Below are 23,476 nucleotides of genomic sequence, written 5' to 3' on the forward strand. Positions count from 1 at the left end.
CAGTTACGCTCACATTTGTTGTTCTTCTTCATAATCACACGAAATACATTGTACTTGTACGCCTTTTTTCAACTTCTTCTCTACTAGCATACCTTCACACTTCGGACATTTACGGCCAATCGGCTTATCCCAAGATACAAAGTCACACTCTGGATACGTACCGCACCCATAGAAAAGACGTTTCTTTTTATTACTACGACGTTCAATAATTTGACCTTTATCACATTTCGGACAAGTAACACCGATTTCTTTCACAATCGGTTTTGTATTACGACAATCTGGGAAATTCGAGCAAGCCATAAATTTCCCATATTTACCCATTTTAAAGACCATTGGGTGATTACATAATTCACAATCTTCCCCAGCTGGTTCATCTTTAATTTCCACTTCACGCATTTCTTTTTCCGCTTTTTCTAAACGCGGTTCAAATCCTACGTAGAAATCATCAACAATTTTTACCCAATTCGCATTTCCTTCTTCTACTTCATCGAGGCTTTGCTCCATGTTAGCAGTAAATTCAATGTTAATAATTTCCGGGAAAAACTCTAAAATAAGTTCAATTACTATTTCACCTAGTTCAGTTGGAACGAAGCGTTTATTATCCAAACCTACATATCCACGTTTTTGAATCGTTTCAAGTGTCGGTACGTAAGTCGACGGTCTTCCAATTCCAAGCTCTTCAAGTGTTCTTACTAAACGAGCCTCTGTATAGCGCGGCGGAGGTTGTGTAAAGTGTTGCTTCGGTTCTAAATCCTTCGAAAATACGGTTTCCCCTACTTCTAAAGGTGGCAACATCTTATCCTTTTCTTCAGCCCCATCATCTTTCGACTCTACATACACTTTCATAAATCCTGGGAACTTTACAACCGATCCACTTGAACGGAACTGAACATTATTATTAATGAGTCTCGCTGTCACAGTATCCATTATAGCAGACGCCATTTGACTTGCAACAAATCGCTCCCAAATCAATTTATACAATCGAAGTTGGTCACGACTTAAGAAACTCTTTAGTTCCTCTGGCTTTCTCATTACCGAAGTAGGACGAATTGCCTCATGCGCATCTTGTGCGTTCGACTTCTTCGTTTCTTTCTTCTTTTCTGTTCCTATGTATTCCGTACCAAACGCCTCAGTAATGTACGTACGTGCCTCTGTTTGAGCTGTTTCTGAGATACGTGTTGAATCAGTTCTCATATACGTAATAAGACCTACAGTTCCTTGTTTTCCAAGATCAATTCCTTCATACAATTGCTGCGCAAGCATCATCGTTTTCTTTGCTCGCATGTTTAACTTACGCGCCGCCTCTTGTTGCAAGGAAGATGTTGTAAATGGTAATGCTGGATTACGTTTTCGCTCTTTTCTCGTTACATTTTCAACTGAGAACGCATTATCTTTCAGCCGTTCAATTATTTCATTCACTTGTGTTTCATTCGTTAATTGAACTTTTTCACCATCTACACCGTAAAAGCTTGCTTCAAATGTGTCTTTCCCTTTCACAAATTCTGTCTTAATTGTCCAGAATTCTTCAGGCTCGAAACTTTGTATTTCTCTTTCACGTTCGATAATTAAACGAACTGCTACAGATTGTACGCGTCCTGCACTTAATCCTTTTTTTACTTTCTTCCATAATAAAGGACTAATATTGTAACCAACAAGACGATCTAGTATACGTCTTGCTTGTTGTGCATCTACTAAATTCATGTTAATCGCGCGAGGATGTTTGAATGATTCTTTTATTGCATCTTTTGTAATCTCATTAAACACAACTCGGCAATCTGATTCAACGTCCACATTTAACGTATTGGCTAAATGCCAAGCAATAGCTTCCCCTTCGCGGTCTGGATCGGCCGCGAGATAGACTTTCTTTGCTTTTTTTGCTGCTGATTTTAAGTCTTTTAAGACGGGACCTTTACCACGAATGGTAATATACTTCGGGGTGAAGTTGTTCTTTACTTCTATCCCCATTTGGCTTTTAGGTAAATCGCGAACGTGTCCCATAGACGCGACAACTTTGTATTTTTTCCCTAAATATTTCTCAATGGTCTTCGCCTTAGAAGGCGACTCCACGATTACGAGGTAATCTGACATGCTAGTGCCTCCTTAAGAGGTGGATTCAAGTCTTCATTAATCTTATTGATTTCTCTTGTTTTTGTCAATCAAGAATGAATATACCATACAGTGCCTATCTACCATTTGTCAATAATTGTTTAATAAAAACATAAAAATATAAGGTTAATTTAAAATCTCTTCCAGTATATCTTCTGCATTTCTTACTAGTTTCGCTCCTTGTTGAATGAGATGATTTGTTCCTGATGCACTATCTATAAATATAGGTCCAGGCAGTGCAAATACCTCTCTATTTTGCTCTAGAGCAAGGTCTGCGGTAATAAGTGTTCCACTTCTTGATTTCGCTTCTACAACTAAAACACCTTTACTTATGCCACTAATAATTCGATTCCTTTTTGGAAAATACCATTTTTTCGGTGCATAGTGCGGAGGATACTCTGTTAATAACAATATATATTCATTCCACACTTCATATAAATATCGATTCTCTCTTGGATATATATACGATAATCCATGTCCTAGTATCGCAATTGTTGGGCAATGCCGTCTTACTGTAATTTCATGAGACATCGCATCTATCCCTCTTGCAAATCCACTGACAATAAGCCATTCTTTTTCTAATAATGGATGTAAAATAAATTTCAAACTTTCATATCCATATAAAGTCGGCTCTCTCGTTCCAACAACCGCTAATTTATTCACTTTATCGAGAAAATCTTTTTCTCCTTTTCCATATAATACAAAGGGAGGATCTTGTATTTCACGTAATAATTTTGGATAATCTTCATCCCATATTGTCATATAAAAGAATCGATTTTTCTCTAAATAAGATATATATTGTGGGAGATTTGAACTTTGAAGAAAATTTACTAATTCTGAAGATTTTTTCGAGGATATTCCAGTGTAACATTCAATTTGTTTTGCATTAAAATTGTATATTTCCTTCAATTCTGGATCGACATGTAATAGCCTCTCTATCGCCTTCCAATGGTCTGCTAACAAGTAATGAAGATGTAATAATCGTTCTCTTTTCATCCCAATTCTCCTTACCCATAATTTTTATTATGTTAACAAGAAGTTTGTAAAAAGACACCTTCAAGCAAGAAGGTGTCTTTCAACAGATTAGTAGTTTTTACAAGTCTCAAATAGACCTTTTTCTTTTAAGACAGAGATTAGCGTTTCACCCATAACTGCTGGAGTTTCCGCTACTTTAATACCACAAGCTTCCATCGTTTTAATCTTTTCTGCAGCAGTTCCTTTACCGCCAGAAATGATTGCACCAGCATGACCCATACGTTTGCCAGCAGGCGCTGTTTGGCCGCCAATGAAGCCTACAACCGGTTTTGTCATATTAGCTTTCACCCATTCAGCTGCCTCTTCTTCCGCTGTACCACCGATTTCACCAATCATAATTACAGCATGTGTTTCTTCATCTTCATTAAATGCTTTTAACGCATCAATAAAGTCTGTACCGTTAACAGGGTCTCCGCCGATACCTACAGCCGTAGATTGACCAATACCTTCTTGTGTTAACTGATGTACAGCCTCATACGTTAATGTACCAGAGCGAGATACGATACCTACATGACCTTTTTTATGAATGTACCCTGGCATAATACCAATTTTACATTCATCAGGTGTGATAACACCTGGGCAGTTCGGTCCAAGTAAACGTGTATGTTTACCAGCCATATATCTCTTTACATTTACCATATCTAATACAGGAATTCCTTCAGTAATACATACTACTAAATCAATTTCTGCATCAACTGCTTCCATAATTGCATCAGCCGCAAAAGCGGGTGGAACGTATACAACTGAAGCGTTTGCGCCTGTTGCTTTCACTGCATCTTCTACAGTATCAAATACTGGTACACCTTCAATATCAGTGCCACCTTTACCTGGCGTTACACCACCGACAATTTTCGTACCGTATTCTATCATTTGCTTTGTGTGGAATAACCCTTGAGAACCTGTAATACCTTGAACAATAACTTTTGTATCTTTATTAACTAATACGCTCATTTTTCTCCCCCGCTTTCTATTAGCCCACTAGTGAAACAATTTTTTGTGCACCGTCTGCCATAGATTCTGCTGCAACAATATTTAAGCCAGACTCATTTAAAATTTTCTTACCTAACTCTACGTTTGTACCTTCAAGACGTACAACTAAAGGCAATTCAAGACCTACTTGTTTCGTTGCTTCAATAACACCTTCTGCAATAACATCACACTTCATAATGCCACCAAAAATGTTAACGAAGATACCTTTTACATTTTTGTCAGAAAGGATAATTTTGAATGCTTCTGTAACCTTTTCAGCTGTCGCACCGCCACCAACATCTAAAAAGTTAGCTGGATCGCCATGGTAATGTTTAATGATATCCATCGTAGCCATCGCTAAACCTGCACCATTAACCATACAACCGATATTTCCATCTAAAGGAATGTAGTTTAAGTCATATTTAGAAGCTTCGATTTCTTTTGCATCTTCTTCATCAAGGTCACGAAGTTCTAAAATATCCTTATGGCGATATAAAGCATTAGAATCAAAGTTTAATTTCGCATCTAATGCCATAACTTTACCATCACCTGTTGTAACAAGTGGGTTAATCTCTGCGATAGAGCAATCTTTTTCGATAAAAGCACGGTATAAGCCCATCATAAACTTCACAGCTTGTCCTACAAGCTCTTTTGGAATATTGATGTTAAATGCAATTCGGCGTGCTTGGAAGCCTTGTAAGCCTACTGCTGGATCAATATATTCTTTAAAGATTTTTTCAGGTGTTTTTTCTGCTACTTCTTCAATTTCTGTTCCGCCTTCTTCAGAAGCCATTAAAACAACTTGAGAAGTTGCACGGTCTAAAACAAGACCTACATAATATTCTTTTTTAATATCGCAACCTTCTTCGATAAGTAAGCGTTTTACTTCCTTACCTTCAGGACCTGTTTGATGTGTCACAAGTGTAGTTCCTAAAATGCTCTCTGCATATGTACGAACTTCATCTAAATTTTTTGCAACTTTTACTCCGCCAGCTTTGCCGCGTCCACCAGCGTGAATTTGTGCTTTCACTACACATACATCCGTTCCTAATTCTTTCGCCGCTTCTACAGCTTCTTCTACTGTAAATGCAACCTTCCCGTTCGGAACGCTAACCCCATAGCTTCTAAGGACTGCCTTACCTTGGTACTCATGGATATTCATGGTCCCATCCTCCCCTGTTTTCCTGTTTTACTCGAAAAGTTTTTTAATGTTTAAAAAACATTACATTGCCATTGTATAAGATGATTGGCACGCTGTCTACAATAAAGTGTCAGAAAACTGAAATCGCTTTATTCTTTTTGGAAAATAGTAATGTTTATATGTCAAAATACAAAATAAGCTGCGTTTTCGCAGCTTATTTTTGAATCATATCTTTAATTGGCGCAAACGATTTTCGATGTTCTTCTAATATGCCATGCGCTTCAATCGCTTCTAAATGTTGTTTTGTGCCATATCCCATATGTTGTTCAAATCCATATGCAGGATACTTTTCTCCAAGCTCTTTCATCATACGATCTCTCGTTACTTTCGCAATAATGGATGCAGCTGAAATAGAAATACTTTTTGCATCACCTTTAATAATAGATGTTTGCGGAATTGGTGTAGGGAGTTTCATCGCATCAATTAATAAATATTGTGGTGTACAAGATAAATTCGCAACAGCATCTAACATCGCTTGTTTCGTCGCTTGATAAATATTTATTTCATCAATAACTTGCGGTGATACAATTCCAACTCCAATTGCAATTGCTTGCGCTTTAATTTCATCATAAAAACGCTCACGTTTCGCTTCACTCAACTTTTTCGAGTCATTTAACCCCGGAATATAAAAATCCTTAGGAAGAACGACAGCTGCCGTCACAACAGGCCCAGCTAACGGTCCACGACCTACTTCATCTATACCTGCGATATATGTGAGACCTTTTTCACGTAATGCATTTTCATATTTAGACATTTCTAGAAATTTTTCTTTTTCCTTTTGTGCTAACTCTTTTTGTTTATACCACTTCGAAATGAGCTTTTGTACCCCTTTTCGCTCATCTTTCATTAATATCTGAAAGCGGTCGTCCTCTTCACTCATAATTTCTTGTAATAAATGTTCCGCCTCTTGAATCGTCACTTTTTGCATTCATGCCACTCCCTTTATATACAAAAAAGAAAAGACGTACAAACGCACGTCTTATACTTCTTCTACTTTTTCTGCATCTTCTGTCTGCTCTGCAAACTCTTCTGGTGTTTCAAACGTCATTTTTCCAAGTTTGCCACCACGAAGCTCACGAAGTACAAGTTCAGATGTTTTATCATAATCAATCATTCCGCCGCCCATTAAACAGCCTCTATTTTTTCCAATCGCATCAAATAACTCCACGATATCTTCTGGAATGTCATTTAAATTATAGCGCTCTTTTAATCGCTCTGGGTAATGTTTCTCCATAAAACGTAGCGCATAAACAGCTACGTCTTGTAGATTTAAAATAGAATCTTTAATTGCACCAGTCGTAGCTAGACGTAATCCAACTAATTGGTCCTCAAATTTAGGCCATAGTATACCTGGTGTATCAAGTAATTCCATTTCCTTCCCAACTTTAATCCATTGCTGAGCTGTTGTCACACCAGGACGATCTCCTGTTTTAGCAATATTTTTCTTCGCTAACTTATTAATCAACGTAGATTTACCAACATTCGGTATCCCCACAATTAATGCACGAATCGCTCTCGGTCTAATACCTTTTGCAACCATTTTATCAAATTTCTCTTTCACTAACACTTTACAAGCCGCCGCAATTTCCTTCATGCCTTGTCCAGCCTGTGCGTTAATTGAAATTGCCATATGGCCTTTTTCTTTAAAATATGCGATCCATTGCTTTGTTAAACGATCATCTGCCATATCCGCTTTATTTAAAACAACAAGCCTCGGTTTATGTGTAATAATCTCATCGATCATCGGATTTCGAGAAGATAAAGGTAATCGAGCATCTACAAGCTCAATTACAACATCAATTAACTTTAATTTTTCTGTTACTTGGCGTCTAGCCTTTGCCATATGTCCCGGGAACCATTGAATTACCATGTTGCCACCTTCTTTTTCTTTTATTTCACAATACGAGCATCTTTTAACGGCCAATATAGTATATTTGCCTTTCCAATCACTTGGTCCATTGAAATTGTACCAATCGAACGGCTATCTTTACTAAAACGACGATTATCGCCTAAAACAAATAATTGACCTTCTGGAACAGTTTTCTTCCCTGTCATTTCTTCAAGAGTGAAATCATATGTAAGCGGTCCGTCAGCAATTTGTTTTTTCTGCTTGTCTAAATACGGCTCCTCATAAGCCTTTCCGTTAACATATAGTTTATCATTACGATACTCTATTTCATCGCCTGGCAGGCCGATAATACGCTTAATATAATCTTTATCTTCCGTTGCTCGGAATACAATAATATCAAATCGTTTCGGATCTCCTATGTGATAACCAATTTTATTAACAATCATTCGATCGCGATCATGTAATGTAGACGCCATCGATACTCCATCTACGAGAATTGGCGCAAAGAAAAACTGTCTAATAACACCTGCTAATACAACAGCTATCAAAATTGCCTTGATCCATTCCCAAAGTGAACTCTTTTCTTTCTTCATGCTTTTCCCCTCCACGATTATGTAAGCTGATCGTATTATATCAAAATTTTATATAGATTGGAAAAAGGGAGCTTGTGCATTTACAAGCTCCCATACATGTCTTATCGAATTTCTTTAATACGTGCTTTTTTACCGCGAAGGTTACGTAAGTAGTATAACTTAGCACGACGTACTTTACCACGGCGAAGTACTTCGATTTTCGCGATTCTTGGCGTGTGAACTGGGAATGTACGCTCTACACCTACACCGTAAGAAATCTTACGAACTGTGAATGTTTCACTGATTCCGCCACCACGACGTTTAATTACAACACCTTCGAAAAGCTGAATTCTTTCACGAGTTCCCTCAACTACTTTTACGTGTACACGTAAAGTGTCTCCAGGACGGAATGAAGGAAGGTCAGTTTTTAATTGGCCTTTTGTAATTTCTGCGATTAATTGTTGCATATTAAATTCTCTCCTTTAAACAGATGCTCTTATAAAGTCTAAATAAATTACAGCGGAACATCGTTAATACGGCTACTGATTTCAGCAGCACAAGTGTTATAATAGCATATTGCTAAGGCTGTTGCAATAGAAAATATATCAAGCACTTATTTGCCTTCTTTAATCTGTTCTAGCCACTTCTTTTCTTGCTTAGACAATTCTCGTTCTTCTAGTAAATCCGGTCTACGCGTGTACGTACGACGCAACGATTCTTTATGTCGCCATTCATCAATATTTTTATGATTTCCCGACATTAATACATCTGGCACTTTCATACCACGAAAATCAGCTGGACGTGTATAATGAGGATGCTCTAATAAACCTGTACTAAACGAATCCTCGACTTGTGAAGCATGATTTCCTAGTACTCCTGGAAGGAGACGTACGACACTATCAGTTATAACCATAGAGGCTAACTCTCCACCCGTTAATACATAGTCACCGATAGAAATCTCATCTGTTACGAGATGTTCACGAATTCGTTCGTCATATCCTTCATAATGCCCACATACAAAGATTAAATGTTCTTCCTCTGCAAGCTCTTCCGCCTTCTTCTGAGTAAACCTTTCACCTTGCGGACACATTAAGACAACTCGCGGCTTCCGCTCTGTCTCTTTCGTTAAATCTTCTACAGCATCAAAAATAGGCTGAGGAGTTAACACCATCCCAGCGCCGCCACCATACGGATAATCATCCACACTATTATGCTTACTCGTTGTATAATCGCGGAAATTGACAACACGAAGCTCTACCGCTTCTTTTTCTTGTGCTTTCTTTAAAATTGAAGATCCAAACACACCTGTAAACATATCTGGAAACAAAGTTAAAATGTCAATTTTCATTATAGTAGCCCTTCCATTACATGAATGGTTACTAATTTATTCTCAATGTTAACTTGAAGCACAACATCATCAATATAAGGAATTAACAAATCTTGACCTTTTGGACGTTTAATTACCCAAACATCATTTGCACCAGGAGATAGAACTTCTTTTATTGTCCCTAGCGCTTCTCCTTCTTCCGTTACAACGTTGCAACCAATAATTTCATGATAGTAGTATTCACCTTCAGCTAGTTCGCCTAATTGATCTTCAGGCACTTTTAAAAGAGAACCTTTAAACTGTTCTACTTCATTTACATTCCCATATCCTTCAAATGTCAATAAATCAAATGTTTTATGTTGACGATGAGAAGTAATCTTTACTGGGAAAGGCTCTCCACCTTTTTCATTCGATATGTATAACGTATTCCCTACTTTATATCGCTCTTCTGGAAAATCCGTACGAGAAACCACACGAATTTCTCCTTTTACGCCATGAGTATTTACAATTTTTCCTACGTTAAACCATTTTGTCATAAACAGTATGTCACCCCTGGTTTCTATATAAATTAAGCATCCCCATTTCACATATGGAACATGCAACTTCTCTTTAAATGTTAAAAAAGGGAGAGGAATAACTCCTCGCCCTTTTTACGTTTATTGAATTTCCAGTGTTACTTTTTCACTATTGTGATGTCCCACTGAATACAAGAGCATTCGAATTGCTTTCGCAACTTTCCCTTGTTTTCCAATGACTTTTCCAACATCCTCAGGATGTACAGTTAATCGATACTTTATCTCTCCGTTGTAAAGTTCCTGTGTAACTTTTACATCTTCAGGATAATCGACAAGAGGCTTGACAATCGTCTCGACTAACTTCTTCATAGTCATTGCCTCAATTACTTACCTTGTTTAGATAAGTGGAATTTCTCCATGATACCTTGGTTAGAGAATAAGTTACGAACTGTATCAGATGGTTTAGCACCATTTCCTAACCATTTTAATGCTGCTTCTTCGTTGATCTTAACTTCAGCTGGTTGAGCAACCGGATTGTAAGTACCGATTTCCTCAATGAAACGTCCGTCACGAGGAGAACGAGAATCTGCAACAACTACACGATAGAAAGGAGTTTTTTTAGCTCCCATACGTTTTAAACGAATTTTAACTGCCATTTATAAAGCACCTCCGAATTTATTTCACACAGATAATTATATTAGCAAAAAGACTATTGCTTTGTAAAGTATTTTTTCTTAACAGAGCCATCTTTTTTCCTTACATGAATGGAAACTTCAATCCACCTAGTCCTTTTTTCTTACCTTTTTGCATTCCAGTCATCGTTTTCATCATTTTTTTCATATCATCAAATTGCTTGATTAAACGATTGATTTCTTGTACCGTTGTACCGCTACCTTTGGCAATGCGTTTTTTGCGACTAGCATTGATTATTTCCGGTTGTTCTCGCTCTAATTTAGTCATAGAACGAATAATTGCCTCAATATGCCCAATTTGTTTTTCATCAACTTGTGCATTTTTCAGCCCTTTAATTTTATTTGCACCAGGAAGCATTCCTAACAATTCATCAAGCGGTCCAAGTTGACGCACTTGTCCAAGTTGTTCTAGGAAATCGTCAAGTGTAAACGAAAGCGTACGCATTTTTTGCTCAAGTTCTTTTGCTTTCTCTTCATCAACTGTAGCTTGCGCTTTTTCAATTAATGTTAAGACGTCTCCCATCCCTAAAATACGGGATGCCATACGTTCTGGATGGAACGCTTCAAGTGCATCTAGTTTTTCACCCATACCAGCAAATTTAATTGGCGTATTTGTAACAGCTTTAATAGACAATGCCGCACCACCGCGCGTATCACCATCCAGCTTCGTTAATACAACCCCTGTTAAACCTAGCTGTTCATGGAAACTTTGTGCAACATTAACCGCGTCTTGTCCTGTCATCGCATCGACAACAAGGAAAATTTCATCCGGTTTCGCAACTTCTTTCACTTTCGCTAATTCATCCATTAGTTCTTCATCAATATGCAGGCGACCTGCTGTATCAATTAAAACATAATCATGATGATCTTCTTTCGCTTTTGCAATCGCTTGTTTCGCAATTTCAACAGGACTTACTTGATCTCCTAAAGAGAATACAGGCATGTCCAATTGCTTCCCTAATGTTTCAAGCTGTTTAATCGCTGCAGGACGGTAAATATCCGCCGCAACAAGCATTGGTTTACGATTATGCTTTTTACGAAGCAAATTCGCAAGCTTACCTGTCGTCGTTGTTTTACCTGCACCTTGCAGACCAACCATCATAATAACAGTCGGTGGCTTATTAGCAACAGCAATTTTGCTTTGCTCTCCGCCCATAAGTTCTGTAAGTTCTTCCTGTACAACCTTAATTACTTGTTGTCCAGGTGTCAAACTTTTCATTACATCTTGTCCGACAGCACGTTCAGATACACGCTTTACAAAATCTTTTACTACTTTAAAGTTAACGTCCGCTTCTAAAAGAGCTAGACGAACTTCTCTCATCATTTCTTTCACATCGGCTTCAGAAACTTTTCCTTTGCCGCGGATTTTTTGCATCGTCTGTTGAAGTCGGTCGGCTAATCCTTCAAATGCCATATTGCCGCCCTCCTAATCTAATTTTTCGATAGCTTCAACAACTTGTTTCATTTCTTCATTCACATGCTCTTCTTCGCTGATTAGCTGTTTTAGCTTTGCAACAAGTCGCTGTCGCTCTTGAAACTTTTGAAGTAATACTAATTTTTCTTCATATTCTTCAAGCATCGCTTCAGTCCGTTTAATGTTATCATACACGGCTTGGCGACTTACATCAAATTCTTCCGCAATTTCACCAAGAGATAAATCATCTAGATAATAAAGCGACATATAACTTCTTTGTTTTTGCGTTAACAACGATTGATAAAAATCAAATAAATAGTTCATTCTCGTTGTTTTTTCGAGCATGTTGGATCATCCTTTGTTAAGTGATTTCCCTTTACATGAATTAGTTTACATGGAGTACAAAAGAGTGTCAAGTTTTTTTCTTAACATCTCATATTTTTATAGAAAAAGAAGCGGAAAATACCGCTTCTTTCACTTATACTTCTTCTGTTTCTACTAAGTTCGCAAATAAACCATATACATATTGTTCTGGATCGAACTGTTGCAGATCATCCATTTGCTCTCCTAATCCAACGAATTTCACCGGTACATCCATTTCGTTACGAATTGCTAATACAATACCACCTTTAGCAGTTCCATCTAACTTCGTTAAAACAATACCAGTCACATTCGTTGCTTCACGGAATGTTTTCGCTTGACTTAAACCGTTTTGTCCTGTTGTTGCATCAATAACAAGTAATACTTCATGAGGAGCTCCTGGTACTTCACGCTCAATTACACGCTTTACCTTCTCTAACTCTTTCATTAAGTTTACTTTATTTTGTAAACGTCCTGCTGTATCACATAGTAATACATCTACTTTACGTGCTTTTGCAGCTTGTACAGCGTCATACATAACCGCTGCTGGATCAGACCCTGATCCTTGTTTAATCACTTCTACCCCAACGCGATCGCCCCATACTTCTAATTGTTCAATCGCTCCAGCACGGAATGTATCTCCTGCTGCTAATAAGACAGACTTACCTTCTGATTTAAACTTATGAGCCATCTTACCAATTGTTGTCGTTTTACCTACACCATTCACACCAACAAATAAAACAACTGTCAAGCCATCCTTTTGCTCATTAATTTCATTAGTAAAATCACTGTCACCTTTATAAATCTCTATTAATTTTTCCGAAATAACAGCTTGTACTTCTTTTGGATCTTGAATATTACGACGTTGCACTTCTTCTTTCAGCTGGTCGATTAATTCCATCACTGTCGAAACGCCAACATCTGCACCGATTAAAATTTCTTCTAATTCTTCGAAGAAATCTTCATCTACTTTACGGTAACGAAAGACTAAATCATTTACTTTATCTGCAAACGAATTTCTCGTTTTTTCTAATCCTTGTTTAAACTTCTCTGTTACCGTATCTGTTTGTTTTGAAATTTTTTCTTTTAGTTTTTTAAAAAAGCTCATACTGTCCCATCCTTTCTATTTGCTTGCAACTAGTTCTTCTCCATCATCTAAACGAACCGAAACAAGTTTAGATACCCCTGACTCTTGCATTGTTACACCGTACAATACGTCAGACTCTTCCATTGTACCTTTTCTATGTGTAATTACAATAAACTGTGTCTCATCACTAAATTTCTTTAAATACTGAGCAAAACGGGCAACGTTTGCCTCATCAAGAGCAGCCTCTACCTCATCTAATACACAGAATGGGACTGGGCGTACTTTTAAAATACCAAATAGCAGCGCAATTGCCGTTAAAGCACGCTCTCCACCTGAAAGTAAACCTAAGTTTTGCAGTTTCTTCCCTGGCGGTTGCGCTACGATATCAATACCCGTATTTAATAAGTCCTCTGGATTCGTCATAACTAAATCCGCTCTACCGCCTCCAAATAATTCAGAGAACACCGATTGAAACTCCATTCGAATTCCTTCAAACGTAGTAGAAAAGCGTTTTTTCATTTCTTCATCCATTTCAGTAATAAGTTGGTGCAATGTCGTTTTTGCTTCTTCTAGATCATCTTTTTGCTCTAGTAAGAATGTATGACGCTCTGCCACACGCTCATACTCATCAATTGCTCCTAAGTTTACTGTACCTAGCTCTTCGATGGAGAGTTTAATTAGTTTCACCTTTTTACGTGCATCCTCAGCAGGCATCACCATTGTATACTTCAGTTTTGCCGCTTCAAATGAAATCGTATATGTTTCACGTAAATGTTGTAATCTATTTTCTAACTCTACATCAAGTCGGTTTATTTTTACCTCTTGATCTTTCAACATCTCAAGAATGTATTTATGTTTACCTGTTGTTTCTTTCAGGTTACGCTCTAACTGTTCTACTCTCTCTTGTAACGATACACGTTGTTCACGACGAGAGCGAATTAACTCTGAAGTTTGATTACGATCATACGCTTTCTTCTCAATCATATTCGTAATTTGTTCTTCACCACTTGAATTCGATGTCATTTCTTGTTTTAAGAATGCTAAATCCTCTTTCGTTTTGACAAGCGTTGCATCGGTTTCTTCTTTTTCCTTCGTCAATCGTTCTACTTTTTCTTTTTGATTAGATAAGCGTTGTTGCTTTTCAGCTGCTAACACTTTTAACTCAGTCATTTCTTTTTGAACTTTTTCTTTCGAAGAATGTTGCTCACTTTTTTGTTTTGTTAAAGCTGTGATTTTGCTATCTAATTCCGTAATCTCTGCCTGAAGAGTCGCTAAAATCTTTTCTAACTCTTCTTTACGGCCTTGCATTTTCACTTGGTCTTGCAAGAACCCTTCAATCTCTAAATCGTAAATAGATAAACGATCATTAATACGATGTTCTTCTAATTCTAAGCGACTAATTTCTTCTCTTAATTTCTGTTCATCTACACGCTCTGCTTCTACACTTTGCCTTAGTTCGCGTATTTGCACTTCTTTTTCTTGAATCTCTTGTTTTACTGCTTTAACAAAGTTTTCTAACTTCGTTGTTTTTTCTTCCATATCAGTTAACTTACTCGTCCACTCTTCTAGTTCACGTTGACGTCCTAATAAAGATGATTTCGCCTGTTTTACCGCTCCACCCGTCATAGAACCGCCAGGGTTTACTACATCACCTTCGATTGTTACAATGCGATAACGGTATTGCAATTGTTTCGCCAACTCATTCGCTCCGCGTAAATCTTTTGCAACAATAACAGTACCTAATAAATTTGAAACTACATTTTCATATTTATTGTTATATTGCACGAGTTCTGCTGCCACACCTACAAACGATGGGTGCTGATTTACAATACGTAATTGCTCAAATGATAACGATCTACCTTTAATAACAGCTTGCGGTAAAAACGTTGCTCGTCCATGTTTATTTTGTTTTAAAAACGCAATTGCATTACGAGCATGTTCTTCTTTTTGTACAACTATATGCTGCATCGCTGCACCTAGAGCAATTTCCATTGCAATTTCATATTCTTTCGGTACCGTTAGCAGTTCTGCAACAGCACCCTCAATACCTTGCAACCTATTTTCTCTAGCTTTCAATACTTCACGTACCCCTTGATAGAAACCAGAGTAGTCCTCTTGCATCTCTTCTAGCATTTCTTTTCGAGAACGTGCCTGTTGTACAAATTGATATGCTTGATACAGTTTTGTTTCGTTTTCACTATACTGCGCCTTGCATTTCCCAAGTGCCGCTTCTGTCTTTTGTATATTCGAAAGGATTCCAGCTACTTTTTCTTTTACTTGTTCATAACTTTCCACAAGTTTTGTCTTTTTCGCTGTAATTTCCATACGCATTTCTACATATTTCGCATTTTCTTCATCAAGGCGTTCATTTTTTGAGTTTTGTTGTTTAGATTGTTCTTCAATCATAGATAACTCATTACGATGACTAGCTTGTTGATTTAAAAGTTCAATATAGTCACCTTTTAAATTCTCAATTTGCTCTTCTAAATTGTCAGCAAACGTTGCAAGTAATTGCTCATTATCATGCAATTTCGTCTCCAACTCTTTTACATGATTTACAAATTGCATCAATACTTCTGTACTCGATTCAATTTCACCATCATAACTTGTAGCTTTCTCTGTTAATTCAACAATTAACTGTTCGAGTTGTGCACAATGCGTTGTTGCATTTTGCTTTCTCTCTTTTAATAGCTCACGCTGTCCTTCTAACTTTTCTAGTTCTTTACTAGAAAGCAAAAGTACTTCTTGCAGGGAATCTACAGACTCATCTACTGCTTGTAATTGGCCTCGTAATTCCTCTAGCTCTTCTTCACCTTTTTGTAAATGCGTTGACATTTTCGCTTCTTCGTTTTTATTATGCCCAAACTGATTTCGAAGCGCTTCCCATTTCTCATGTAATTCTTCAATTTCATGTACAATAAGCGCCGCTTCTACTTTCTCTAATTCTTCTTTTTTCTCGAGATAATCCTTTGCAATAGAAGCTTGTCTTTCTAAAGGTTCTACTTGACTACTTAATTCGTGAATTATATCTTGTACACGATTTAAGTTTTCTTGTGTGTCTGCTAATTTACCTTCAGCTTTCTTTTTACGAAGTTTGTATTTCAGCACTCCCGCCGCTTCTTCAAATACACCACGACGTTCTTCTGATTTACTACTTAAAATTTCTTCAACTTTCCCCTGGCTAATAATCGAAAAAGCTTCTCTTCCCATACCAGAGTCCATAAATAAATCGATAATATCTTTCAACCTGCATGATTGTTTATTAATATAAAAATCACTATCACCAGAACGAGATACACGACGCGTTACACACACCTCATTATATTCAATCGGTAAACGTTGATCTTCATTATTTAAAGTTAATGTTACTTCAGCAACATTAACCGCTCTTCTCGTATCACTACCTGCAAAAATAATATCTTCCATCTTTGCACCACGTAATGATTTTGCCGATTGTTCACCAAGTACCCAACGAATGGCATCAGTAATATTACTTTTCCCGCTTCCATTAGGTCCTACTACAGACGTTACACCTGGGACAAAATCGACAGATACACGCTCAGCAAAAGACTTAAATCCTGCTATTTCTAATCTTTTTAAAAACACGAAAGGCCTTCCTCCTATTCTCCGTTGCTATAAATGTTGTTTATACAAAAACAAACGATTATACGGATTTCATTTCCTTACATTTATAAACGAAAGGAAAGTTTCATTCTATGCACAAGGAATCCCCCTCATTCAAAGGGGGATTCCTTATAGTTGTTCTTTTAACTTTTTCAACGCTTCTGCAGCAGCTTGTTGCTCTGCTTCTTTTTTCGACTTGCCACTACCAAGACCTAAGGCCACGTTATTTAACGTAACACGTGACACAAATTCTCGATTGTGAGCCGGTCCTTTTTCTTGCAAAATTTGATACTCAATATTGCCACTACCATCACGCTGAATCAACTCTTGTAATTGACTCTTATAATCCATCACATGAGAAAAAGCACCTTCATTAATTTTAGGGTATACAATTTCTTTTAAGAAGCCCCATACTGTTTCTAACCCTTGATCAAGATAAAGGGCACCAATAAACGCTTCAAAGACATCCGCTAATAAAGCTGGTCGTTCACGTCCGCCTGTCATTTCCTCACCTTTTCCTAATAAAACTAGGCTACCAAATGACAACTCGTTTGCAAAACGAACAAGAGATGGTTCACATACAATAGCTGCACGTAGTTTTGTTAACTCTCCTTCGCTCATTGTCGGATATTTTTGAAACAGATACTGCGATACAGTAAGTTCCAATACTGCATCTCCAAGAAATTCGAGACGCTCATTGTCTTCATGCGGTTTTTTTCGATGCTCATTCACATACGATGAATGCGTAAATGCTTGAATCAATAATTTTTCATCTGTAAACGTAATACCTATTTTTTCTTGAAATACTTTAAACGCTTCACGATATTTTGTTTCGTATTTTTTTTCTCTATATTTACGGTACGGCATAGGTCCCTCCAGATATAAGCCGAGAAGCCCCGCTAAAAAACGGGACTTCATTCAAGCATTATAGATGACTCTCTATGTAAGTCACAGCATCGCCAACAGTAGCAATCTTTTCAGCATCTTCATCAGAAATTTCCATTTCGAATTCGTCTTCTAATTGCATTACAAGTTCTACTACATCTAGGGAGTCTGCTCCTAAATCTTCCTTGAAGCTTGCAGCTGGTACTACTTCTGTTTCTTCTACTCCTAAACGATCAACGATAATTTTTGTTACACGCTCTAAAACATCTGCCATTCCATTCACCTCCCCTCAAATATTATATTAAATATTGTCCAAAAAAACTAGCTGAAATCGATTCTTTTATTACATTACCATACCGCCATCAACATTTAACGTTTGACCTGTAATATATTTGCTTTGATCAGAAGCAAAAAACGTTACAGCATTTGCGATATCTTGCGCTTCACCAAACTGAGCTGCAGGAATTAATTTTAACATTTCAGCTTTTATATTTTCATCTAATACGTCTGTCATATCTGTCGCAATAAATCCAGGAGCAATTGCATTTACAGTAATATTGCGGCTTGCTAACTCTTTTGCTGATGTTTTTGTTAATCCGATTACACCTGCTTTAGCAGCAACATAGTTTGCTTGTCCTGGGTTTCCCGTTACTCCGACAACAGAAGCGATATTTACAATACGTCCATGACGTTGACGCATCATATATCGAGATACTGCCTTTGTACATAAGAATACACCTTTTAGGTTTGTATTAATAACTGTATCCCATTCTTCTTCTTTCATACGCATTAATAAATTATCTTTTGTTACACCTGCATTATTTACAAGAATATCAACTTGTCCAAATACATCTACAGTTTGTTTCACCATATTTGTAACGTCTTCAGCATTTGCAACATCTGCTCTTACTGCAATTGCATCCGAACCTAATTTCTTTATTTCATCAACTACTTCATTTGCCTTTTGCTCGTTACCAGCATAATTTACTACAACATTTGCCCCTTGTTTTGCTAAATCAATCGCAATTGCGCGACCAATTCCACGTGAAGCACCCGTTACTAATGCTACTTTCCCTTTTAACATCAGTTTTCTCCTCTCAAATTCGAAATGGTATCTTGTAATGTCTCTTCATCGTATATCGCGTATGCTTTCACTGATGAATCAATTGACTTCATAAGTCCAGCAAGTACTTTCCCAGGTCCAATCTCAATAAATGTATCTACCCCTTGACTCACCATATATTCAATGGATGGATACCATAAGACAGGCGAATAGAGCTGCTCGATTAGCTTTTCTTGAATATGTGCACCACTTGTAATAACGTCTGCTGTTACATTTGCGATTACCGGAATATTCGTATCTTGAATTGTAATTTCATTTAAGACACTTTGGAATTTCTCCGCCGCTGGCTTCATAAGCGCAGAGTGGAACGGTCCACTTACTTTAAGCGGAATTGCTCTCTTTGCACCATGTTCTTTCGCTCTTTGAGAAGCAATCTCGACTCCTTGCTTTGTTCCAGAAATCACAATTTGCTTCGTACTATTCATATTAGCAATTTGTACTGCATACCCTTCACTTGTTACTTCTTCTGTAACTTGTTTCAGCATATGTGGATCAGCACCTAAAATAGCCGCCATTGCACCTTCTCCGCCAGGAACAGCTTCTTCCATATATTCCCCACGTTTCCTTACAGCATATACTGCATCCTCAAAAGTTAATGCACCTGCTGCTACAAGAGCGCTATACTCACCTAAACTATGCCCTGCGACAAAGTCTGGTGTAATATCATACTCTTTTAAAGCTGTCAAAATAGCAAAACTCGTTGTTAATAAAGCAGGTTGCGCATTTGTTGTTAACGTAAGCTTTTCCTGCGGCCCTTCAAAAATCACTTCTGAAAGTGAGTCTTGCAACACCTCATCTGCTTTTGCAAATACATTTGCAACCTCTTTATTATTCTCTGCTAACTGTTTACCCATTCCAACTGCCTGTGAACCTTGGCCCGGAAAAAGAAATGCTAGTTTTCCCATTTCAAATCCTCCTCTTATTGGAGTGGCTCTTTCTCCATTACGCTTGAAATAGTAGGAATAACTTCTTTCGCTACCATTTCTCTCGTTTGACGAATCGCACTAAATATTGATTGGTCATTGGAAGAACCGTGAGCCTTAATGACAGGAGCTTTCAATCCAAATAACGCGGCTCCTCCATACTCCGAATAATCCATTTTATCTTTTAATACCATAAGTTTTGGTTTTAATACCGCCGCTGCTAATTTGCTCGTAAACGAACTCATTAACTGCTCTTTTAACATAGAGAATAATGCAAGTGCTGTTCCTTCTAATGATTTCAGTGCTACATTCCCTGTAAAACCGTCACATACAACAACATCTGCTACACCTTGCAATAAATCTCTTGATTCAACGTTCCCAACAAAATTAATTGGCGCATCTTTAAGCATTGCAAAGACTTGTTTTGAAAGCTCGTTACCTTTACCATCTTCTGTTCCAACGTTTAAAAGTCCAACGCGAGGATTTTTAATTCCTCTTACTTTCTCAGCGTATACAGATCCCATTACTGCATATTGATATAAATGAATTGGTTTTGCATCAACGTTCGCTCCAACATCTAACATAACAAAACCTTCTCCATCAACAGTTGGCATTGTAGGGGATAAAGCTGGTCGCTCAATTCCTTCCATACGACCTACAACAAACAATCCAGCCGCCATTAAAGCTCCTGTACTACCAGCTGATATACAAGCATCCGCTACACCGTCTTTCACTTGCTGCGCCGCAAGTACCATTGAAGCTTGTTTTTTTCGACGAACCGCTCTTACTGGTTCATCTGTCGATTCGATTTTTTCGTCTGTATGAAGTATAGTAATTCGTTCTTCACTCGTTAAGTATTGACGAATTTCCTCTTCTTTCCCCACTAACGTAATATGTAAATCAGAATATTCCTTAATAGCTTTCATTGCTCCTAGTACGACAGCCTTTGGAGCATGATCGCCGCCCATTGCATCTATTGCGATTTTCATAAGTTGTTACCTTCCTCACTATAATTACTAGATCGATACATTTCAAAAGTGCCTGTAAAAACAAGTTCTTCTCCAACGAAGCTACGCACTTTGACAACCGTCCGCCCTTTATCATTCTCTACATCTTCCACGCGCGCTTTTGCAACAACACGCTCTCCTAATTTTACAGGACGAATGTATCGAATGGTAGACTTTGCAGTTAAAGCTAATTCTTCATCAATAACCGCAACAGCTAGTGAGTTTGCTTGTGCAAACAAATGATGCCCACGGGCAATTTGATTTCTTTTAAATACGTGTTCTACCTTCACTTCAAAAATAGAAATCGCATGTCTATCTAATTCTATATCAATAATTTCTCCGACAACCTCTTCTAACGGTAAAGATTTCACATCTTCTTCATGTTGCTTTGTAGCTACATGTTTAATTCTTTCTCTTAATTCAGGAATAGATAATTCCATACGATCAAGACGTACAGTTTGTATACTCACTTGAAATTTTTCTGCTAAATCTTCATCCGTAATAAAAGGATTCGTTTCTATCGTTTGTTGTAATAATTCTTGTCTTTCTTTTTTACTTCTTCTTTTTTTCATACCGCACCATCCATTTTTATGACTAGGTACTAACAGTAGTATATAATCATTAAAAGTAGAATGCAACAAAAACTTTTGTTGCCTCCCTTTAATCGAGCTTCTCTCCCTGGAACACACCTGTCCCGTCAAGATACGTACGCAACGACGCATATTGATCATTATGCCAAAACGCTTCTGAATCTACTAGTAACGCCGCATCTTGTCTAGCTGTTTCTAGCGCCCGATAATCATGTACCATATCAGCAACCTTGAATTCTGGTAAACCACTTTGCTTACTCCCAAAGAAATCTCCAGGACCTCGTAATTCTAAATCTTTTTCTGACAATACAAATCCATCATTCGTTTCGGTCATAATACGCATTCGTTCTTTTCCCGTTTCCGATTTCGGATCCGCGATTAATAAACAATACGATTGTTCACTACCACGCCCAACACGGCCTCTTAGCTGATGAAGCTGTGATAAACCGAAACGCTCTGCATCATAAATAACCATTACAGTCGCATTCGGTACGTTCACACCCACCTCAACAACTGTTGTCGACACAAGAATTTGCACTTTATTTTCACTAAATTGCCCCATTATCTCTTCTTTTTCTTGAGATGATAATCTTCCATGCATTAATCCGACTTGACATTTCCCCTGATAATGATGAGTCAGCATACTATGTAAGTCGATTGCATTTTGCACATCAAGTTTCTCAGATTCTTCAATTAGAGGACAAATAACATATGCTTGTCTTCCTTTTTTTATCTCTTTCTCTACAAAACCGAGAACACGATCTAACATGTCATGTTTTGCCCAGTATGTTTCAATTACCTTTCTACCAGCTGGCATCTCATCGATTATAGAAACATCCATCTCTCCAAATGCAGTAATTGCTAACGTACGTGGAATTGGTGTTGCTGTCATAAATAATACATCTGGACTTTCACCTTTCTCACGTAAAACTCGTCGCTGCGCTACACCAAATCGATGTTGTTCATCAGTAATAACGAGACCTAACCTATGAAAGATCACTTCATCTTGAATTAAAGCATGTGTTCCAACAAGGATATCTATTTCTCCTTGTTCTAATTTTGCCAAAATCTCTCGGCGTCTCACACCTTTAACTGAACTTGTTAACAATTCAACCTTCATACCAAAGTGCGAGAACGTCTCTGCGAGCGATTGATAATGTTGTTCTGCTAAAATTTCTGTCGGAACCATTAAAGCACCTTGATAATGCGCTAATTTTGCTGCATAAAGACCAATTGCAGCGACCACCGTTTTACCAGAACCTACATCACCTTGCAACAGACGATTCATTCGATAAGGAGATGTCATATCTTTCATAATTTCATCTACAACTCGGCGTTGCGCACCAGTTAACGGAAACGGAAGAGCATCGATAAACTCTTGCAATTCTTCTGAAGGAATTTCTTTTTTCGTCCCTTTCGAATTTTCCCTCTCCATTTTCCGTAACGTTTGCATTTTTAACTGAAATAAGAAAAACTCCTCATATACAAAACGGCGACGCGCTTGCTTCAAATCTTCCTGACCTGTTGGAAAATGCAACGCCCGAAGCGCTTCATAACGCGGCAATAATTTATATCGACTTAGCAATCCATCAGGTAACACTTCAACTATAGAATCTCCATACTCTTTTAACGCTTGTGCAATAAAACGGCGCATCTGTTTTACTGTAAGTTTCCCTTTCACTGAGTACACAGGCTCTACTTCTTGTTGACGTACAACCGGTCCAAAATGAAGTTCTGATACCGCAATCGTTTGACGATGCTGATCCCATTTACCAGTAATCGTTACCGTTTCATCTAAATTTAACTTCTGCTTATAGTACGGCCTATTAAAACATACAGCTGTAATTAAATAACGACCTACGAGGACACGAACCGTAAGACGCGACTTCTTCTTCCCATAATATTGCAGTAAAGGAGCACTATGAACTTTTCCCTCTACTGTTACACGTTCATCATGCTTTACTTCAGCAAGATCTTTCATCGCATAGTCTTCATAACGGTACGGAAAATATTCTAATAGATGAGAAACTGTATAAATTCCCATCTCGTGTAGTAATTCAGATGTTTCTCCTCCGATTCCCTTTACATCCGTAACGGGAACTTGTACAACTTCATTCAAGATTCTCACGCTCCGTCACATTATTTTTTTGATTCATTATCCATTAACATGATTGACATCTGTAATCGCTCTCTTTCA

The 23,476-nt window shown here is 37.7% G+C and carries 23 protein-coding genes; all 23 read right to left on the minus strand.

Annotated elements, in window-relative coordinates; all coding sequences use genetic code 11:
• Positions 1 to 9: 9 nt before the first annotated feature.
• Positions 10 to 2,088, minus strand: a complete 2,079-nt coding sequence (gene topA / locus ACTFR9_RS11255) for a type I DNA topoisomerase (RefSeq protein ID WP_001286973.1) — start codon at positions 2,086 to 2,088, stop codon at positions 10 to 12.
• A 144-nt stretch (positions 2,089 to 2,232) separates the two neighbouring features.
• Positions 2,233 to 3,102, minus strand: coding sequence for a DNA-processing protein DprA (gene dprA, locus ACTFR9_RS11260; protein ID WP_000818026.1), 870 nt, complete (start codon positions 3,100 to 3,102; stop codon positions 2,233 to 2,235).
• Between the two features lie 87 nt (positions 3,103 to 3,189).
• Positions 3,190 to 4,092 carry a succinate--CoA ligase subunit alpha gene (gene sucD / locus ACTFR9_RS11265; protein WP_000115178.1) on the minus strand — a complete coding sequence of 301 codons (903 nt, stop codon included), beginning with the start codon at positions 4,090 to 4,092 and terminating at the stop codon, positions 3,190 to 3,192.
• A 19-nt stretch (positions 4,093 to 4,111) separates the two neighbouring features.
• Positions 4,112 to 5,272, minus strand: a complete 1,161-nt coding sequence (sucC, locus tag ACTFR9_RS11270; RefSeq protein ID WP_001020785.1) for an ADP-forming succinate--CoA ligase subunit beta — start codon at positions 5,270 to 5,272, stop codon at positions 4,112 to 4,114.
• 193 nt (positions 5,273 to 5,465) lie between these two features.
• Complete coding sequence (gene rnhB, locus ACTFR9_RS11275; RefSeq protein ID WP_001174725.1) at positions 5,466 to 6,239, minus strand: ribonuclease HII; 774 nt, start codon at positions 6,237 to 6,239, stop codon at positions 5,466 to 5,468.
• Positions 6,240 to 6,290: 51 nt separating this feature from the next.
• Positions 6,291 to 7,181: a ribosome biogenesis GTPase YlqF gene (ylqF, locus tag ACTFR9_RS11280; RefSeq protein WP_000236700.1), complete on the minus strand. Its 891-nt coding sequence runs from the start codon at positions 7,179 to 7,181 to the stop codon at positions 6,291 to 6,293.
• Between the two features lie 20 nt (positions 7,182 to 7,201).
• Positions 7,202 to 7,753, minus strand: a complete 552-nt coding sequence (gene lepB, locus ACTFR9_RS11285) for a signal peptidase I (protein ID WP_000711857.1) — start codon at positions 7,751 to 7,753, stop codon at positions 7,202 to 7,204.
• A gap of 101 nt (positions 7,754 to 7,854) precedes the next feature.
• Complete coding sequence (rplS, locus tag ACTFR9_RS11290) at positions 7,855 to 8,199, minus strand: 50S ribosomal protein L19 (RefSeq protein ID WP_001186516.1); 345 nt, start codon at positions 8,197 to 8,199, stop codon at positions 7,855 to 7,857.
• A 146-nt stretch (positions 8,200 to 8,345) separates the two neighbouring features.
• The gene (gene trmD / locus ACTFR9_RS11295) at positions 8,346 to 9,080 is read right to left on the minus strand and encodes a tRNA (guanosine(37)-N1)-methyltransferase TrmD (protein WP_000686892.1); all 735 of its coding nucleotides are present in this window, start codon (positions 9,078 to 9,080) and stop codon (positions 8,346 to 8,348) included.
• Entirely contained in the window at positions 9,080 to 9,595 is a 516-nt protein-coding gene (gene rimM / locus ACTFR9_RS11300) for a ribosome maturation factor RimM (protein ID WP_000170268.1), read from the minus strand. The genes trmD and rimM overlap by 1 nt, the downstream gene beginning before the upstream one ends.
• A 120-nt stretch (positions 9,596 to 9,715) precedes the next feature.
• Positions 9,716 to 9,943: a KH domain-containing protein gene (locus ACTFR9_RS11305; RefSeq protein WP_000737403.1), complete on the minus strand. Its 228-nt coding sequence runs from the start codon at positions 9,941 to 9,943 to the stop codon at positions 9,716 to 9,718.
• Between the two features lie 14 nt (positions 9,944 to 9,957).
• The gene (gene rpsP, locus ACTFR9_RS11310; RefSeq protein WP_000268750.1) at positions 9,958 to 10,230 is read right to left on the minus strand and encodes a 30S ribosomal protein S16; all 273 of its coding nucleotides are present in this window, start codon (positions 10,228 to 10,230) and stop codon (positions 9,958 to 9,960) included.
• A 100-nt stretch (positions 10,231 to 10,330) separates the two neighbouring features.
• Positions 10,331 to 11,680, minus strand: coding sequence for a signal recognition particle protein (gene ffh / locus ACTFR9_RS11315; protein ID WP_000863461.1), 1,350 nt, complete (start codon positions 11,678 to 11,680; stop codon positions 10,331 to 10,333).
• Positions 11,681 to 11,692: 12 nt separating this feature from the next.
• A complete protein-coding gene (locus ACTFR9_RS11320; protein ID WP_000891062.1) occupies positions 11,693 to 12,025 on the minus strand; it encodes a putative DNA-binding protein in 333 nt (110 codons plus the stop codon).
• Positions 12,026 to 12,158: 133 nt separating this feature from the next.
• Positions 12,159 to 13,148 carry a signal recognition particle-docking protein FtsY gene (gene ftsY, locus ACTFR9_RS11325; RefSeq protein WP_000007646.1) on the minus strand — a complete coding sequence of 330 codons (990 nt, stop codon included), beginning with the start codon at positions 13,146 to 13,148 and terminating at the stop codon, positions 12,159 to 12,161.
• Positions 13,149 to 13,163: 15 nt separating this feature from the next.
• The gene (gene smc / locus ACTFR9_RS11330) at positions 13,164 to 16,733 is read right to left on the minus strand and encodes a chromosome segregation protein SMC (protein WP_000479000.1); all 3,570 of its coding nucleotides are present in this window, start codon (positions 16,731 to 16,733) and stop codon (positions 13,164 to 13,166) included.
• Positions 16,734 to 16,880: 147 nt separating this feature from the next.
• Positions 16,881 to 17,618: a ribonuclease III gene (gene rncS, locus ACTFR9_RS11335; RefSeq protein WP_001146876.1), complete on the minus strand. Its 738-nt coding sequence runs from the start codon at positions 17,616 to 17,618 to the stop codon at positions 16,881 to 16,883.
• Between the two features lie 58 nt (positions 17,619 to 17,676).
• On the minus strand, positions 17,677 to 17,910 hold the full coding sequence (gene acpP, locus ACTFR9_RS11340; protein ID WP_000786062.1) for an acyl carrier protein: 234 nt from the start codon (positions 17,908 to 17,910) through the stop codon (positions 17,677 to 17,679).
• A gap of 69 nt (positions 17,911 to 17,979) precedes the next feature.
• Positions 17,980 to 18,720 carry a 3-oxoacyl-[acyl-carrier-protein] reductase gene (gene fabG / locus ACTFR9_RS11345; protein ID WP_000911784.1) on the minus strand — a complete coding sequence of 247 codons (741 nt, stop codon included), beginning with the start codon at positions 18,718 to 18,720 and terminating at the stop codon, positions 17,980 to 17,982.
• Complete coding sequence (gene fabD / locus ACTFR9_RS11350; protein WP_000516951.1) at positions 18,720 to 19,664, minus strand: ACP S-malonyltransferase; 945 nt, start codon at positions 19,662 to 19,664, stop codon at positions 18,720 to 18,722. Before fabD ends, fabG begins: the two co-directional genes overlap by 1 nt.
• Positions 19,665 to 19,678: 14 nt before the next feature.
• Entirely contained in the window at positions 19,679 to 20,671 is a 993-nt protein-coding gene (gene plsX, locus ACTFR9_RS11355; protein WP_000684108.1) for a phosphate acyltransferase PlsX, read from the minus strand.
• The gene (gene fapR / locus ACTFR9_RS11360) at positions 20,668 to 21,261 is read right to left on the minus strand and encodes a transcription factor FapR (protein ID WP_000747352.1); all 594 of its coding nucleotides are present in this window, start codon (positions 21,259 to 21,261) and stop codon (positions 20,668 to 20,670) included. The genes plsX and fapR overlap by 4 nt, the downstream gene beginning before the upstream one ends.
• Positions 21,262 to 21,349: 88 nt before the next feature.
• A complete protein-coding gene (recG, locus tag ACTFR9_RS11365; RefSeq protein ID WP_229136214.1) occupies positions 21,350 to 23,398 on the minus strand; it encodes an ATP-dependent DNA helicase RecG in 2,049 nt (682 codons plus the stop codon).
• Positions 23,399 to 23,476 lie beyond the last annotated feature (78 nt).

This window comes from Bacillus cereus group sp. MYBK222-1 (assembly GCF_051916425.1).
Lineage (GTDB): Bacteria > Bacillota > Bacilli > Bacillales > Bacillaceae_G > Bacillus_A > Bacillus_A paranthracis.